Annotated in this window: 15 protein-coding genes; 1 reads left to right on the top strand and 14 read right to left on the bottom strand. The window is 35.6% G+C overall.

Annotated elements, in window-relative coordinates; translation table 11 throughout:
* Positions 1 to 298 precede the first annotated feature (298 nt).
* From guaA to JHL15_RS09160, 9 genes are all read right to left on the bottom strand, one after another.
* A complete protein-coding gene (gene guaA, locus JHL15_RS09200) occupies positions 299 to 1,828 on the bottom strand; it encodes a glutamine-hydrolyzing GMP synthase (RefSeq protein WP_200245240.1) in 1,530 nt (509 codons plus the stop codon).
* 161 nt (positions 1,829 to 1,989) lie between these two features.
* A complete protein-coding gene (purD, locus tag JHL15_RS09195) occupies positions 1,990 to 3,228 on the bottom strand; it encodes a phosphoribosylamine--glycine ligase (protein WP_200245239.1) in 1,239 nt (412 codons plus the stop codon).
* A 92-nt stretch (positions 3,229 to 3,320) separates the two neighbouring features.
* On the bottom strand, positions 3,321 to 4,838 hold the full coding sequence (purH, locus tag JHL15_RS09190; protein ID WP_200245237.1) for a bifunctional phosphoribosylaminoimidazolecarboxamide formyltransferase/IMP cyclohydrolase: 1,518 nt from the start codon (positions 4,836 to 4,838) through the stop codon (positions 3,321 to 3,323).
* A 121-nt stretch (positions 4,839 to 4,959) separates the two neighbouring features.
* Entirely contained in the window at positions 4,960 to 5,988 is a 1,029-nt protein-coding gene (locus JHL15_RS09185; RefSeq protein WP_200245236.1) for a proline-specific peptidase family protein, read from the bottom strand.
* Positions 5,989 to 6,010: 22 nt separating this feature from the next.
* Complete coding sequence (gene purN, locus JHL15_RS09180; protein WP_200245235.1) at positions 6,011 to 6,574, bottom strand: phosphoribosylglycinamide formyltransferase; 564 nt, start codon at positions 6,572 to 6,574, stop codon at positions 6,011 to 6,013.
* Between the two features lie 76 nt (positions 6,575 to 6,650).
* The gene (gene purM, locus JHL15_RS09175; protein WP_200245234.1) at positions 6,651 to 7,643 is read right to left on the bottom strand and encodes a phosphoribosylformylglycinamidine cyclo-ligase; all 993 of its coding nucleotides are present in this window, start codon (positions 7,641 to 7,643) and stop codon (positions 6,651 to 6,653) included.
* 275 nt (positions 7,644 to 7,918) lie between these two features.
* The gene (locus JHL15_RS09170; protein WP_200245233.1) at positions 7,919 to 8,473 is read right to left on the bottom strand and encodes an NADPH-dependent FMN reductase; all 555 of its coding nucleotides are present in this window, start codon (positions 8,471 to 8,473) and stop codon (positions 7,919 to 7,921) included.
* 36 nt (positions 8,474 to 8,509) lie between these two features.
* Positions 8,510 to 9,238: a pirin family protein gene (locus tag JHL15_RS09165; RefSeq protein WP_200245232.1), complete on the bottom strand. Its 729-nt coding sequence runs from the start codon at positions 9,236 to 9,238 to the stop codon at positions 8,510 to 8,512.
* Positions 9,239 to 9,697: 459 nt separating this feature from the next.
* Positions 9,698 to 10,093: a winged helix-turn-helix transcriptional regulator gene (locus JHL15_RS09160; protein WP_234047726.1), complete on the bottom strand. Its 396-nt coding sequence runs from the start codon at positions 10,091 to 10,093 to the stop codon at positions 9,698 to 9,700.
* A gap of 89 nt (positions 10,094 to 10,182) precedes the next feature.
* Between JHL15_RS09160 and JHL15_RS09155 the strand changes: the two genes are divergently transcribed.
* Positions 10,183 to 10,779, top strand: coding sequence for an FMN-dependent NADH-azoreductase (locus JHL15_RS09155; protein ID WP_200245230.1), 597 nt, complete (start codon positions 10,183 to 10,185; stop codon positions 10,777 to 10,779).
* A 136-nt stretch (positions 10,780 to 10,915) separates the two neighbouring features.
* On the opposite strand, the gene JHL15_RS09150 is transcribed toward JHL15_RS09155, so the two are convergent.
* The 5 genes from JHL15_RS09150 to JHL15_RS09130 all read right to left on the bottom strand — a co-directional run bounded on the left by JHL15_RS09150 (position 10,916) and on the right by JHL15_RS09130 (position 17,736).
* Positions 10,916 to 12,082, bottom strand: a complete 1,167-nt coding sequence (locus JHL15_RS09150) for an MFS transporter (protein ID WP_200245228.1) — start codon at positions 12,080 to 12,082, stop codon at positions 10,916 to 10,918.
* Positions 12,082 to 13,611, bottom strand: a complete 1,530-nt coding sequence (locus JHL15_RS09145) for a GMC oxidoreductase (RefSeq protein ID WP_200245225.1) — start codon at positions 13,609 to 13,611, stop codon at positions 12,082 to 12,084. Before JHL15_RS09145 ends, JHL15_RS09150 begins: the two co-directional genes overlap by 1 nt.
* Before the next feature lie 331 nt (positions 13,612 to 13,942).
* Positions 13,943 to 15,325: an MFS transporter gene (locus JHL15_RS09140; protein ID WP_200245223.1), complete on the bottom strand. Its 1,383-nt coding sequence runs from the start codon at positions 15,323 to 15,325 to the stop codon at positions 13,943 to 13,945.
* A gap of 6 nt (positions 15,326 to 15,331) precedes the next feature.
* Positions 15,332 to 15,847 (bottom strand): nuclear transport factor 2 family protein, encoded by a 516-nt coding sequence (locus JHL15_RS09135; protein WP_200245222.1) that lies wholly within the window; start codon positions 15,845 to 15,847, stop codon positions 15,332 to 15,334.
* 26 nt (positions 15,848 to 15,873) lie between these two features.
* Positions 15,874 to 17,736, bottom strand: coding sequence for a glycoside hydrolase family 13 protein (locus JHL15_RS09130; protein ID WP_200245221.1), 1,863 nt, complete (start codon positions 17,734 to 17,736; stop codon positions 15,874 to 15,876).
* Between the last annotated feature and the right edge of the window lie 21 nt (positions 17,737 to 17,757).

The following is a 17,757-nucleotide window of genomic DNA, read 5'->3' as shown; positions in this document are numbered from 1 at the left end:
GGTTCTTGTCTTCCAAATTTAATACAAATCAGGTAATTCGCATGCAAGAGAAATAACAATTATCTGTAGAATGATGAAAAGAGCCTAGATAATAGTGGAAGTTAAAAACAAAACCTCCCCGAAGGGAGGTCAAAAACACAAATGATGAAAAAAAATTATTATATCTATTCAATATAAATCATGTAATTCTTATACAAAGGTACAGCGTAAAAATTGAATTACCCATGAGTATAATCATAAAAAAGCAAAATCCTACTAAAAAAGTAGGATTCTGTTTTTTATATGCTTTCAAGTAAGATTATTCCCACTCAATAGTTGCAGGTGGTTTGCTGGAAATATCATAAGCCACTCTGTTAATTCCTCTTACTTCATTGATGATTCTGCTAGAAACAGTATCTAAAAACTCATAAGGAAGTCTGCTCCACGTTGCTGTCATAAAGTCGATGGTGTTTGCGGAACGAACTACAGCAGTATATTCATACGTTCTTTCATCTCCCATTACTCCAACAGATTTAACCGGAAGTAATACTACGAAAGCCTGAGAAACTTTTTCATAAAGATCATTTTTGTATAGTTCTTCAATGAAGATATCATCAGCTTCCTGAAGAATTTTCACTTTTTCAGCATCTACAGCTCCTAAAATTCTGATTCCTAAACCAGGACCAGGGAAAGGGTGTCTGTGTACCAGATGATTAGGAATACCTAGCTCTTCCCCTACTTTTCTTACTTCATCCTTGAAAAGCTCTCTCAGAGGCTCTAAAAGTTCAAATTCCATTTCCTCCGGAAGTCCACCAACATTGTGGTGAGATTTGATCACTGCAGAAGGTCCATTTACAGACTGACTTTCAATAACGTCAGGATAAATGGTTCCCTGTGCTAAAAACTTAGCCCCTTCAATTTTATGGGATTCTTCATCAAAAACATGGATAAATTCGTTTCCAATGATCTTTCTTTTTTGTTCCGGATCGTCTACTCCCGCAAGTTTCGTTAAGAATCTTTCTGATGCATCAACCAGTTTAATGTTCATATGGAAATGTTCTCCATAGTTTTCCATTACCTTTACATCTTCATTTTTTCTTAATAAACCTGTATCCACGAAGATACATGTCAATTGATCTCCAATTGCCTTATGGATCAATACAGCAGCTACAGAAGAGTCTACCCCTCCAGAAAGTCCAAGGATTACTTTCTGATCTCCTACCTTTTCTTTAATTTCAGCTACTGTTTTTTCAATATAATTGGTCAGCTTCCAGTTTTTCTCTGCATTACAAATCGGGAAAACAAAGTTTTCAAGCATTTTACCTCCTTCTTCAGTATGAGAAACCTCAGGGTGAAACTGTACGCAGTAAATTTGTTTTTCAGGATTGGAAATAGAAGCGATAACTCCTGATTTTGCATTCAATTCAAAACCTGCCGGTAGATCACCCACCTCATCAAAATGGCTCATCCAAACAACAGAATTCTGGCTTACCCCTTTTAATAAGGCATTTTCTTTAATAATATCTAAGTGAGCCTTTCCATACTCCCCTTTTTCTCCTTTGTTTACTTTTCCTCCTAAAACATGCGCCGTAAGCTGCATTCCGTAACAGATTCCCAATACAGGAATTCCCTGCTCATATAATGCTTTCTCAACCAGGTGAGCATTTTCTGCATTCACTGAACTTGGACCACCTGAAAGAATAATTCCTTTAGGCTGACGTTCTAAAATTTCCTGTAATGGTGTATTGTAAGGCAAAATTTCGGAATATACACCCATCTCACGGATTCTTCTTCCGATAAGCTGATTGTATTGTGATCCGAAATCTAATATGATAATACCGTTGTTCATTTTTATAATTGATTTGTTTGAAAGATATCAGATTTCAGACATCAGATATCAGATTTTTAGGTCTGAAGTCTTGAATCTGGCATCTGAAATCTTATTTCTAATATTAACTGTTTTACAAAAAAAGACTTGGAAACGTTCCAAATCTTTTTTTATGATTTTTATTAAAACTTTCCGATGTCTTCTCTGTAGAAACTGTAATCGAAGTGAACGGGAAGCGCATCTTCGTATACTTTCTTACGAGCCTCTTCATAAGTAGCTCCAGTTGCAACCAGGTTAAGTACTCTACCACCATTAGAAACAACTTTGTCTCCTTTTCTGATAGCACCTGCATGCAATAGCTGGCTATGTTTTACTTTGTCTTCTCCTTTGATCTCGAAGCCTATCTCTATGTTTCTTGGATAACCACCTGAACACATTACCAGACATACCGCTTTTTCGTCTTTAAACTTAAGCTCGATGTCTTTACCGTTCATACAATCGTTGATAACATCTAACAGATTGTTTTCCATAAGAGCCATCAACACCTGAGTTTCAGGATCTCCAAATCTCATGTTGTATTCAAGAAGGTAAGTACCATTTTTAGTAACCATCAATCCAAAGAAGATAATTCCTTTGAAGCTGAACCCTTCTTCTTTAAGACCATGAACTGTAGGTTCCAGGATATTCTTTTCGAAATCTGCCTGATGTTCTGCAGTAAATTCCGGGCTTGGTGCCACAGATCCCATACCTCCTGTATTTGGTCCTGTATCGCCATTTCCAGCTTTTTTATAATCTTTAGCAGCAATACAAGGGAATAATTTCTCCCCGTTTGAGAATGCTATAATAGATGCTTCAAAACCTTGTAAAAATTCTTCGATAACTAAACGGATACCCGCATCTCCATAAATTCTGCGAATCATGAAATCATGGATCGTAGCTTCTGCTTCTTCTAAAGTATCACAAATTACAACACCTTTTCCACCAGCTAAACCACTCGCCTTGATTACCAAAGGATATTCCTGAGTCTTTACATACTCTTTAGCCTCATTATAGGAATCAAATACAACAGCTTTAGCTGTTTTAATATCATAGGTCTGCATAAATTTCTTAGAGAAAGCTTTACTTCCTTCAAGACTTGCTACTTTTTGGCTTGGACCAAAAACTTTAAGATCATGCTTCTTAAATTCATCCTTCAAACCTGCTACAAGAGGAGCTTCAGGACCTACGATCGTCAAATCCACTTTTTCCTTAATAGCAAAATCTCTAAGTTCTTTAATTTCCGACAAATGGATATTTTTTCCTATTACATCTGTACTTGCATTTCCATTAGCAAAAAACATTTTAGTAACTCTGGAGTCTTTATGAAGTTTCGCTGCCAATGCAGACTCTCTACCACCTTCACCTATAATTAAGATTCTCATACTTTATTTAATTATCTAGTCTATATTATACAAATATATAATTTTGAAAGCTATAAATGCTACCTCAAAACTACTTTTTAATTCTAATTTAATTAATGTAAAAAATGTCTAACCCCAGTAAACATCATCGGAATTCCATGCTCGTTTGCGGCTTCGATGCTGTCCTGATCTTTTACACTACCTCCCGGCTGAATGATCGCTTTTATACCTTGCTCAGCGCAGAAATCTACTACGTCACGGAAAGGGAAAAATGCGTCTGAAGCCAGTACAAGATTTCCGGAGAATTTCTCCTTAGCTCTTTCGATTGCCTGCTGAGTAGCCCAGATTCTGTTAACCTGTCCGCCACCGATTCCAAAAGCCTGAATTCCGTTGGAAACCACAATCGCATTTGATTTTACATATTTTACTACTCTCTGAGAGAAAAGTAACGCTTTCTTCTGCTCTTCGGTAGGTTGTACATCGGTAACGACTTTAATATCTTCAGAAAAATAAGTATCATTATCCTGAACCAAAATACCTCCGTCAATCTTCACCCACGTCTGCTTATCAGAAACCGGATTAACTATTTTTATAATTCTTAAATTTTTCTTTTTTCTCAAAACTTCTAGAGCTTCCTCATCAAAATCAGGAGCCATTACAATTTCAAGGAAAGTTTTATTTAATTCTTCAGCAGTCGCTGCGTCGATCTTGTAGTTCATTGCAACAATTCCGCCAAAGATTGAAATTGGATCACATTCGAAAGTTTTTTGATACGTTTCTAATGCTGAAGTTCCGATAGCAACTCCACAAGGTGTAGAATGCTTCACTGCACAACAAGCCATTTCTTCTTTGAATTCAGTCACTACTTTCCAGCAAAGATCCATATCACGAAGATTATTGAAAGAAAGTTCTTTTCCTCCCAACTGTTCGAAATCTTTCATCGCTCCGTTTTCGAAAGTAGAAACATAGTAAGCTGCAGTCTGATGAGGATTTTCACCATATCGTAAGTCAGCTGCTTTTTTGTAAGATGCACTTAAATAAGTAGGATATTCTTCCTCTAAAAGCATTCTTGAAATAGCAGCATCATATGCTGAAGTAAGGTTAAATACTTTACCTGCTAACTTTTTACGAGTCTCGATATAAGTATCCCCGTTCTGCTCCATCTCAATTTTCACTGTTGTATAGTCTTCCACATCAGTAATCACGGTAACAGAGTCAAAGTTTTTGGCTGCTGAACGTAGCATAGAAGGGCCTCCGATATCAATAAATTCAACCTTTTCATGTAAAGAAATGTCTTTGTTTACATTTTCGAAGAAAGGATAAAGGTTTACGATAACCATGTCAATCAAACCAATCCCGTGCTCCTGAACCGTTTTCATGTGCTCTTCATTAGAACGAACTGCCAATAGTCCACCATGAACTTTTGGATGTAAAGTTTTCACTCTACCATCCAGCATCTCAGGGAAGTTGGTTACCTCATCAATCTGAATTGGATTTAAACCAGCTTCTTTCAAATGCTTGAATGTCCCTCCGGTAGAAATCAATTCATAATTCTGGGCTTCCAAAAACTGAGCGAATTCTATTAATCCATTCTTGTCAGAAACACTGATTAAAACTCTCTTTTTACTCATCTTACTTTCAATTTTTTACTTTTCACAGCTATTTCAAACTGTATTCCCGGTCTTTCACCTCCGGATTTACTTTATTTTACTTAGATTTTTTATACACTAATTTTTAGGAAGACGATCATTCTTAAAATTTCCTGGAATCAACGTCATTTATAAATTGAATAACTCCATTCATGAAGACTTTTTGATCGTCCCACATCGCAAGATGACTTCCATTTGGACAATAAAGGTATCTTCCTTTTTTCACCAATTTGCTTTGTTCTTCCATCGCTTTTGGATCCATCGTGTCATATTTTGCCCCAATCATTAAGGTAGGAATAGTGATTTCCGGTAATCGTTTTTTAATATCCCAATGAGCTAAACGACCACTAATCCCAAATTCACTTGGCCCCTGCATCAATGTGTACACATTTTCATTGGAATGCTTTATTGCTCGATTTACTCCATCCGGCCATTCCTTCAAACGACAGATATGCTCATTATAAAAGTTGGGAATAAGCAACTCCATATACCGTGGATTACCAAAATCCTTTTTTGCTTCGATTGCTCTTATTTCTTTCAGGACTTCCGGTTTCATCTGCTTCGCTAAAACTTCATCTCCATATTTACCATACTCCGGCGCACTTGCCATCATATTGGCAACCATTAATCCTTTTAGATTTTTCTGATATTTCAGAGCATATTCCATTGCTAAAATTCCACCCCATGAATTACCTAAAACATAAAAATTGGATTCATCTGCTCCAATCGCTTTTCGCACCTGCTCCACTTCATCTACAAAACGATCTGTTGTCCAAAGTCTATCATCTTTGGGCTGATCACTGTAATAAGATCCCAACTGATCATATTCATAAAATTCAAAACCCTTCTTTTGGAAGAAAGTTTCAAAGCATTCCATATATTCGTGGGTCATTCCCGGACCTCCATGGAGAAGCAAAACTTTGATCTTTGGATTAGTCCCGAAACGTTTTGTCCATACTTTAAAATTTCCAACGGGTGTGGTGATCGGAATCATCTTCACACCTCCTGATTCAACCGAATCCCCATAACTAAAATAGTTTTTGAGGGTTATTTCCTGATCTTTCGTTGCTACCTTGTTACACGAAAACATGATAAAAATTGTCAAAAAAGAAATAACGATTCTGGTTCTCATTGTTGTTGGTTTTTATTGATAGTTAATTTCCTAATACCTTATTAATTGCTATTGGAAAAATTTCATATTCGACCAAATGTACTTTTTGAGCTAATGTTTCCGGTGTATCGTTCTCCGTAACTTCAAATGATTTCTGAAGAATCGCCTGCCCTTCATCAATTCCTGGAGTTACAAAATGTACCGTTGCACCGCTTTCTTTTTCTTTAGCTTCAATAATTGCATTGTGAACGTTCATTCCCCACATTCCTTTTCCTCCATATTTAGGAAGCAATGCAGGATGTATATTAATTATTTTCCCATTCCAGTTTTCACAAAATTCAGGCTTCAGAATAGATAAGAATCCTGCTAATACAATAAGATCTGTATTTTCAGGAATTACTTTACTCAATTCGCTGCTGAAGTTTTTTCCTCTTGGAATCAGTACGTTTTCTATATGATGATTTTTTGCTCTTTCCAGTCCGTAGCATTCTCTGTCTGCAACAATCAGGGATACTTTTGCATTTTGGATTTCTCCATTATCAATCGTATCTAAAATTCTCTGGAGATTGGTTCCGGAACCTGAAACGAGTACAACGATGTTTTTCATACTATTAATGTAACAATGTATCAGTCTAACAATATAACAATGAATTCAATTGGTACACTGGTACATTGATCGATTGTTATATTGCTAAATTAATTTTCTCGCTTCCTTCAGTGATTTCACCAATTTCATAAGCGTCATCCAGAAGGTGCAATACTTTTTCAGCATGCTGAGGGTCTACTACAACGATCATTCCTACTCCCATATTGAAAGTTCCGAACATTTCCTCGCGAGCTACTCCACCTCTTTTTTCCAATTCAAGCATAATGCTAGGAATCTTTATTTTTGAAGCATCGATAGACGCACATAAACCATCACCGATAATTCTTGGAATATTCTCGTATAAACCACCTCCTGTAATGTGAGCAATTCCTGAAACTTTAACTTCCTCAATTACTTTATGAACATCTTTGTAATATAACCTTGTCGGAACCAAAAGTGTTTCGAATAAAGGTTTTCCTTCAAATTCTTCTTCAAAATCCGGGAATACTTTTCTTACCAATGAAAACCCGTTTGAATGGAATCCTGAACTTGGTAATGCAATAATTTTATCTCCCGTTTTTATTTTAGAACCATCAATAATCTGGTCTTTTTCAACAATTCCCACACAGAATCCGGCAACGTCATAGTCTCCCGGTTGGTACATTCCTGGCATTTCAGCAGTTTCACCACCAATTAGTGCACAGTTATTGTCTTTACAAGCTGCTACCATTCCTAAAACGATTTCTGCAGCAATTTCAGAATCCAATTTACCACAAGCCAAATAATCTAAGAAGAATAATGGCTTCGCACCGTGGCAAAGAATATCATTAGCACACATTGCAAAACAATCTACTCCGATAGAGTCATACCTCTTAGAATCCAAAGCTACTTTAAGCTTTGTTCCTACCCCATCCGTTCCTGAAACCAATACAGGGTTTTTATAACCACCGATCTCATAGAAAGCACCAAAACTCCCCAAATGATTCAATACATTGGAATTGTGGGTTTCACCAACCGCTTTTTTGATCTTATCAACGGTTTTGTATCCTTCTTCTTTGTCTACTCCTGCAGATTTGTAAGTGTTGCTCATGTTGTATTTAGATTTTAGATGCGAGATTTCAGATTGCAGACTATTGTAAATCTAATATCTTACATCTGATGGATCTTATCTTTTTATATTAATTTTATTCAAAACTTAGAAAATAAAAAGCCGACAATCTTAGTAGATTATCGGCCAGTATTTTATCTGAGAATTTTAGAGCCCACAGTTTTCCCTTTTATGGAAAAACATTCTTTGAAAGTGGACTGAATTTTCATCTCTTTTTCTTTTTGCAAAAATAGTAATTTTAAATTAAACTTCAAATTCTATTTTTCCAAGATTGTTTCAATAGCAGAAATCTTAATTAATTTTTCTCTTAACTCCTTGTCTTTTTCTTCGTTAGAGATTTTCCCAGCCGCTTTATCAAAGTTATCATTGAAGAAAGGAAGCGAAAAAGTTTCTACCACATTTCCACCGTGGAAAGGAAAACGTTTACCTGCAGCTTCCAAAACTCCAGCTCCTCCTCTGCCACCAGGTGATGTAGACATTAAAAGCATCGGCACTTCATTCCATACTGTTCTGTCTTTAATTCTCGAAACCCAATCGAATACATTTTTAAAGGCAGTGGAGTATGTTCCATTATGCTCAGCTAAAGAAACCAAAAGTAAATTGGCACCATCGATCTTTGCAGCAAAATCCTTAGCCTCTTGAGGTACTCCATTAGCTAATTCTCTTTCATGCTTATAAATTGGCATTTCAAAAGGATTTAAATCTATTACTTCTACTTCTGCTTTCTCTCCAAATATAGAAGCTGCATAAGATACCAAATGCTTATTCATTGATACTTCGGAATTACTTCCTGCTATTGCTAAAACTTTCATTCTGTTTAATTTTTTTAATGTCTACAAATTTAATTTTTATTTCAAATATGATGGCAATTCCATAGGTACTTCCATCAATAATATTTCTGTGTCTTCGATCGCTTCAATATTAAAGCTCTGGGTATCCCAAATTCCTAATCCATCTCTCTCATTTAGCACTCTATCTCCTACCTTCGCACTCCCTTTTAATACAAAAGCATACACTCCATTTCCTTTTTTGTTAAAGACATAGTTTTTACCGTTTCCTTTTGTAAAATTAGCCAGGTTAAACCATGCGTCCTGATGAATCCAAACTCCATCATCGTTTTTGTTAGGGGAAAGGATCTGTTGAAATCCATTAACTTTTTCTCCTTCTTTAATACTTTTCTGATCATAACGAGGTTCCACATTAAGCTCTCTTGGAAACACCCAGATCTGTAAGAATTTTACTTCCTCATCTTTATTTTTATTATACTCACTGTGTTGAACACCCGTACCAGCACTCATTACCTGAATTTCTCCTTTTTTGATAACTGCTGTTGTACCCATTGAATCTTTATGTTCCAGATCTCCTTCTAAAGGAATGGAAATAATCTCCATATCTCTGTGTGGATGTGCTCCGAATCCCATTCCCTGAGATACGGTATCGTCATTCAACACTCTTAAAACTCCGAAGTTTGTTCTTTCAGGATTTTGGTAGTTTGCAAAACTGAAAGTATGGTAACTGTTTAACCAACCATGGTTAGCATGGCCTCTTGAATCTGATTTATGATATACTGTTTTCATCTCTGATTAATTATAGTACAAATGTAGGGAGTGTAGATTGGTTGGATGTTGATGTAGGATAAGAAAGGAAAAAAGGCGAAATCGTTGAAAGGCGAAATCGCAAAATTGCGGAACTGCAAAATCGCTATTTTTATCGATGAACGACTTTTACTCTTTTGCTTTGATTATTGTAAGGTATTTTAGATTGTAGATCCTCGAATCTATTTCTATTGTCAATGTCATTATCTATACTATAAGACTATCAACCCTGATTGTAATGGAAACTATTTTATAAAAAGCTTATCACGCTTTTGTCATTCCGTAGGAATCTAAGCCATTTTTGTAATCTTTATGATGTTGAGATTCTTACGGAATGACAAGAGTTCCTTTTACAACTAATACTTCTTACGATTTAACAATTTCACAGTTTTACGATTTAACAATTTAACGATTTCACGCTTCCGCCTTTTCGCCCTTCAGCTATTTTGCCTTTTCGCCATTACAATCAGTCCCCTTATCCTTTTCAACTGTTGCTCCAAAAATATGCTGGCGATGATTTTTACCCCAATTTCCCAATGATTCTACCACAGGGTGCAGTGTTTTTGTATATTCTGTCGGTAAGTATTCAATAGAAACAGGGTAAGTATCTTTCACCACTCTTTCAAGCAAACCATTCTGTTCTAATTCTTTTAATTCTTTGGCTAAAACTTTTGAGGTAAGCTTGGGAATGCTCCGTTCAATCTCTGTGAAACGCTTATTCCCGGCATTCAAAGAAATGATGATTTGTAATTTCCATTTCCCGTTGATTACATCTAATGTATCTTGCACAGGTCTGAGAGCCTGCATACAATCTTTATGATTATGTTGCTTTTCCATTATTTCACTTTCCTTTAGGTAACTACTATACTTTTGAAAGTAAATTTACAATAATTTTGTCATTAATAAAAACAAAAAATTTACACAAAATGGCAAACATTTTAAATATCAAAACAAGTATAAGCGGAGAGCAATCTGTAAGCAATCAGCTTTCCCAGGCTGTTATCAATCAGTTATTAGAAAAAGATCCTCAAAGTAAAGTTATTGTACGTGATCTGGCCTCAAATCCGATCCCACATTTGGAAGGTCATCATTTCAGTGCTTCCAGAGTTCCGGATGAAGAAAAAAACGAAGAACAGAAGGAGGCAGCAAAATATTCAGAAGAATCATTAAGACAAATTCAGGAAGCTGATATTATCGTGATTGGTGTTCCTTTTTATAATTTCACTTTCCCATCCACATTAAAATCATGGATTGATAGCATTGCAGTAGCCGGAAAATCGTTCTCTTATGCTGATGGAACTGCAAAGGGTCTTCTGCAAAACAAAAAATTGTACTTGAATTTTGCAATAGGAGGAGTATATGAAAATGGACTTATTGAAAACATGGAGCATTATTTACGAACTCTATTTGGTTTCATCGGGATTACGGATATAGAAGTTTTCCAATCTCAGGGAATGATGGTTCCACAGTTGAAAGAAGAAAATTTATCGAAAGTGATTGCAGAAATTGAAGAATTAGTTTAATTACAATTATTCATTAAAATATCAATAGGAGCGGGCTTTAGCCCGCTTTTCTCATATTATATATTCAAATGGTTTTAGCCGAAACATAATTTTAAATCTCGCAGATAACGCAGATTTCTAAATTTCAAATTGGTTATTAAAAGGCTTCTTTAATTTTAGAATTTCTTTTAAGATAAAAGAGCAAAACACAGATGATGAGCATAAAAAAGGTGAGAAATTTCAAGATGAGAGAAGTATCATTTGAAAAGTTACCTAAAACATTCGTTACGATACCCGTTCCGATTTGATTCGCGGCCATCAAAAATCCAGAAACTAATACGGAGAGCATTGGAAACTCCACAGTGCCCCAACCAATAGATCCGGGAAAAATGCTTCCCATAAAAAAACCAATGAAGAACATCAATAACAAAAGAATCTTCACATTATGGTCTATTAACATTATGAAAATTAGCCCTGCTACACATAAAGGAGCGGTTAGAAAAATATATGATAAATTGAATTTTTTTGAAAAAATCCCAAATAACAATCTGTTCAAAGCAATACCTCCCCAAAATAAGGAAAGTCCAAGGCTGGCTTTGCTATTATCTAAACCTTGAGTTTTAAGTATAATTCCCCCAAAGCTCCCAAAAGTACCTTCTATAAAGCCATATAAAATAATCGTGATAAAGAAAAACCATAATTTTGTTGGGATTTTAAAATGTCCAGGAAGTTCGAAAAATGTTCCTTTTTCTAATTTTAAAAATAAAAAAGCAACAAAGGCAATCGCTACAACAATAAATATACTGCCGGGAACATACATCCAATTGTTGACATCACCAATAAAGTTCATCATTAAAGGAGAAGTAGAAGTCCCTAATCCGACCAGAAATTGTAAGATTAAAATGGCAGAGGATCTTTTATCTTCAAATAGACTGGCTGCTAAAGGGTTTAAAGTGGTGATAGAAAGCCCAAAACCTGTTCCTGTAAACGCCACTAAAATCATTAGCACAGGAAATAATATAGATTTTTCATTCATAAAATAATGAAGTATCCACAAACTCCCTGTTGATATAATCATCAATAGCAGTCCACAGATCAAAACGATCTTTGGTCCTATTTTATTAACTAAAAATGGAGCTCCCAGGCAAGAAATAATAATACAGATCACCTGGGGTATAAAGAGATTTCCAAACTGTGATGAAGTTAATCCAAATAAGGATTGATCTGTAAAAGCAGTTCCCAATGCCGGAAATACTACAAAATTAACTCCTGTTAAAAAAGCCAATAAATAGACAACAACAATGGTAACTGTTTTAGAATTCATTACCGAAGAATCTGGTTTTTAATATAATCTCCAACACGCAAGGCCATCGCAATAATAGTAAGAGCCGGATTTACTGCTCCACTGGAAACAAAAAAACCACCATCTACAATATAAAGGTTTTCTAAATCATGTGCTTTACAGTTGATATCAACTACAGAAGTTTTAGGATCTGTTCCCATTTTCGTCGTTCCATTCTGATGAGCAGGAGATGCGACATCCATTCCTTTACTGAAGTAAAAACCTTTGAATAAAAAACTCTCAAATTTCCCTGACGCTTTTAAAGCTTTGATCAATTCGGCTTTTAATAACTCATGCCCTTTTTGATTGTTTTCAGAATAGGTGATTTTGATCTGTCCACTTTCCACAGTAACTCTGTTTTCAGGATCCGGCAAGTCTTCTGATGTCAGCCAAAAATCCACTGCATGTTTAGCCATCAATTCAAAAGTAAAACCAGGTGCCGGAATCGGACTATCTGCTTTAATCTGATGTTCATCAGATTTCCCTAGCATTTGAATATGTCCTAATGGAAATTCATACCCTTTGTTGGCATGGTAAAAATCATTAACGCCAAATGTCTTTCCGAATTTTGTAGGATTGGGCTCTGTATAAAGCGCAACCAATGCTGTATTCTGATGAAACATATAATTTCTTCCTACCTGATCAGAACTGTTGGCAATGCCATTAGGGAATTGTTCATTTTTACTTTCTAATAAAATAGCGGCAGAATTAATTGCACCAGCAGAAAGTATGACCAGATCAGCAGTTACTATTTTTATTTCTCCATTCTGTTCTATCAAAACTTCAGAAATCTTCTTTCCAGTGCTATCCGTATTCAATTTCAATACTTTTGCATTGGTCATCAACTCTACATTAGGATTCTCTAAAGCTTTTGACAACGAACAAAGATGAGCATCACCTTTTCTTTCAGCCGCATCTGGAAAACCATCAAACCGATCTAATGTGTAGGGTGCATTTGCTGTTTTATGAGGTTCAAAGTTAACCCCAACTGGTAATTCAAAAGGATGCCAACCGTAATTGGTTAATTCATCCACAATTTCCTGAATTCTTGGTTCGTGGGGTAATGGTGGATTGGGATAGGGTTCTGAATCAAAAGGCTCCGTAGGATCAGATCCTCTTTTACCATGAACATGGAAAAGCTTTTCAGCTTCCAGATAGTAATCCTTTAAATCTTCATATTGAATAGGCCAAGCTGGTGAAGTCCCGCCATAATGTTTGATTTCTTTAAAATCTTCTTCCCTTAAACGAAATAAAGCAGCTCCATAAAATTTGGTATTTCCACCTACATTATAATGCATTCCGGGACGAAATGGTTTTCCATGCTTATCCAACCAAAAATCTGTTGTCGTATATCTGTTTTTCTCAAAAACTTCTATCGAATCCCAGTTCTCTTTTTCAACAGGTACATAATCTCCTCTTTCTAAAACTAAAATTCTCTTTCCACTATCTGCCAGTCTATAAGCCATTGTTGCTCCTCCTGCTCCACTTCCTATGATAATGATATCGTACATTCATTTAAATTTAATCTATCTAAATTAAAGATTTAAAACCTAGCCTAGCTTAATAAAATATTAAATTCCAATTGATTGTATAAATAAAGAACAAGGATTCGATGTGGATATATGAACTTTATAAATTAAATAGATTTCACCTCATCATAAAAATCAAATCTGCGTTATCTGCAAAATCTGCGAGATTTAAAATTATCTTTTGGCTAAAGCCATTGGAATGTATAATATTAGAAGAGCGGGCTAAAGCCCGCTCCTATTGATATATTTTCGACATAAATTGTATTGCTGCCTTCTAACTTCTAATATTTGATGTATTATTTTTAATATAAAATTAAAAATGTACCTGTTGAATTTCTTCCTCAATTTCTTTAGGTGTTTCATCTTCTGATTTAATAAAAATCATCGTAAGGATAGCTCCAAGCAACATACAAACACCTCCTACAACAACATACCCAATTGCATAATTCCCAAAGAATCCGCTTACAATAGGTCCACCAAAAAGCCCGTTGATAATCTGTGGAATAACAATGAAGAAATTAAAAATTCCCATATATACTCCCATCTTCTTTTGTGGAATTGCATCAATTAGCATTGCATAAGGCATAGCCAAAATACTTGCCCACGCAAAACCAAGTCCTATCATTGAAATCTTAAGATAGCTTACATCTTTGATAAAATACATAGAAATCAATCCTACGCCACCGCAGAGGAGAGCAAGTGCATGGGTCTGTTTTTTTCCGATTACTTTAGCTATTGGTGTCAGTAAAAATGCAAAGGGAATAGCCCATAAATTATAATATCCAAATAATTTTCCTGTAAAATCTCCTGCTTTATTAAACTCAACAGAATGAGTATCCTGTGGTGAAAGTCCAAAATGATGAGTTGCTAAAGCACTTGTTGTAAATACCCACATTGTAAAAAGAGCAAACCATGAGAAAAATTGCACAGCACCCAATTTCTTCATGAGTGAAGGGATTTTAGCAAAATCTTTGAAAATATCAGTAAACTTTGAAGGCTCCTCAACGATCTCTTTTCCATTTTCAAATTCAGCAAACTCTTTTGGAGAATATTCTTTTGTGCTGACTATGGTATAAAGAATACTTAACAAAAGTACTCCTGCCCCAATATAAAAGGCATAAATTACATTATCCGCTACAAAACCAGGTTGGGCTTCATTAGAAATACCCCATCGTGTCAACCAATCAGGCAAATAAGAACCAATAACAGCTCCAATACCAATCAAAATTGTTTGAACTGAAAATCCAATTGTTCCCTGATGTTTAGGAAGCATATCTCCTACTAAAGCGCGGAAAGGCTCCATGGCAACATTAATGGATGCATCCATCATTGCTAAAAAGATAACAGCTAACAGTAAAACATTTGCAGCCATCATATGGGTTGCGGAAGCAGCATTAGGAAGTAACACCAAACCGATTGCGCACAAAATGGCTCCTATTAAGAAGTAAGGCTTCCTTCTTCCCAAGGGACTCCAGGTATTATCTCCCATATGTCCTATAATAGGTTGTACAATCAATCCAGTAACAGGTGCGACCAGCCAAAACCAGGATAATTCATGGACATCTGCTCCAAAATTGGCAAGAATCCGACTGGCATTTCCATTCTGCAAACCGAAAGCCATTTGAATTCCTAAAAAACCCATGCTCATATTGATGATCTGGGTCATAGAAAGGTTTGGTTTTACTTTTTTGGCCATTGTATCTTATTTGGTTTTCAATTGCTGTAAAAGTACATCTTCAATGGGTGCTTTCTCAGCCACCACTTTATCTACCACATCATTTGGAACCGTAACGGAAAGAACGTATTGTTTTACTTTCCAGCTTCCGTTTATTTTTTCTACAACACCTGAACCACGGCAAATCTTCATCTGAGTATCTAATAATTCATCAAACCATGCTAGTTTTCCATCTTTGCTGAAATAAACATTTCTTTTTAATGATGTAAAATTCCAGGTTCTTTTTTTATCAAAGTAGGGTTTCGCCCAAACCATAAAGGCTTTTTTATCCCATACTTCAGTAGCGTCTGTTCCAATGAATGTTGATTCGTCAGCAAAATAATTAAAATAAGCATTGAAATCTGCCTTCGCTGCAGCTACATTAAAGCCGTCAAGCATAGTTCCAATCTCCGTCTTATCTTTTTCAAATTTAGACTGTGCTGAAAAATGAGTTGCGGTAAACACCAGAAGCACCAGTGTATAAATGATTGTTATTTTTCTCATATTCTAATTTAAATAAATTGATGCAATTATTTTTGTAATTCAATGACTAACGATGTTTTTGCTGGGACTGTGATCACATTCTTTAATGAAAATTCCTTTCCTGAAATGATATCTTTTCCTTTTTTAACCGTACCGAGAGATTCGGCAAATCGCTTTAAATCCAAAACCTGTTCTTTTTTATTGTTATTCAGAACGACCATAACACTGTCTTTTTCATTGTACCTGAAATATACGAAAACATTGTCTTGGGGAATATAATTTTTGGTTTTTCCGGTATGAATAACTTCTTTGCCTTTTCGCCAGTTCAATAGTTTTTGGGTAAATGTATAGAATTCTTTCTGCTTTTCAGTTTGAGTTGCAGGATTGAAAGCATTTTGACGGTCAGATTTCCATCCTCCCGGAAAGTCTCTACGGATATCAGCATCACCACCTTTCTTCTTATTCCCCCGCATTCCAATTTCCGAACCATAGTAAATTTGTGGAATCCCACGGACAGTAGAAATAACAGTTAAAGCCATCTTATATGCTTCCGGATTATCTTTAAAAATTTCATTCCACCTTTCGGTATCATGGTTTTCAAAAAATACCATTACATTATTGATGTCTGGATAAAGAAAATCACTAGTAAAAACATTATACAATTTAATCAGTCCACTATCCCAACTATTTTTTCCGGTAAGTGCTTTAGATAGATCACCATACAACATGAAATCCATTACAGAAGGGAGATTGGAATTATAGTGAGCCGCTTCTCCTGTTTTTGAATCTTTCTGCCAGGCTGAAATTTGTCCAGCCGTATACAGCCATGTTTCTCCAACGATATTGAATTTGGGATATTCATCGGTAATTGCTTTAGCCCATTTTGCCATTGCTTCTTTATCATTATAAGGATAGGTGTCTACACGAAATCCTCCTAACTCAGCATATTCAATCCACCAGATCGCATTTTGTATCAAATATTTTAAAACCAAAGGATTTTTTTGATTAATATCTGGCATCGTCTTATCAAACCATCCATCTAGTGCATATTTTGTATCAATTTCAGATGCATTGGTATCAAACTGAGTGGTGGTTTTATAATTGGAGCGGTAGAAACCATTCTCTCCTTCTTTAAACCAATGAATCCAATCTTTGGTAGGCAAATCCTTGATCATCCAGTGGGAAACTCCCCAGTGATTGGTGACATAATCCAGCACTAATTTCATTTTTCGTTTGTTCAGTTGACGGGAAAGCTCACGGTATTCTTCGTTCGTTCCATAACGTCCATCGATTTTATAAAGGTCCGTTTGCGCATATCCATGATAAGAATACACCTTTTCATTATCTTCAGTTACCGGAGTCAGCCATACCGCAGTAGCTCCTAAATTTTGAATATAATCAAGATTATTAATAATCCCGCGAAGATCTCCGCCATGTCTTCCGTTTGGTAGATTTCTGTTTGCTTTTTCAGTAAGATCAGGACGTGAGTCATTCTTTTCATCACCATTAGCAAAACGATCCGGCATGATCAGATACATGACATCTTTGGAAGTATATGATTCGCGATTTGCCGAATTGGAATTTCTTTCTTTAAGTTCATAAGAATAAGAGGCTATGTTCTCTTTTCCTTTTCTTATGTTGATCTTAAATTCAGGGACATTTATTTCATCTGTGTTAACAGTAAGAAAGACATAATTGGGATTTTCCACTTTCTGGATATCCTTAATTTTAATACCATTTGAAAGTTCAATCTCATGATCTGCGATATTTTTTCCGTAAACCAATATTTGAAGTTCAGGATTTTTCATTCCCTTCCACCAAAAAGCAGGTTCTACTCTTTCCAACGTTTTTAATTGTGAGAAAGCAAATGAAACCGCCGAGAGAGCCAATATTACATATAGTTTTTTCATAATGGATTGGTTTAAAAAAAC

The sequence above is a fragment of the Chryseobacterium paridis genome (genome assembly GCF_016595215.1).
Lineage (GTDB): Bacteria > Bacteroidota > Bacteroidia > Flavobacteriales > Weeksellaceae > Chryseobacterium > Chryseobacterium paridis.
This window is presented reverse-complemented; position numbering and strand designations above follow the sequence as displayed.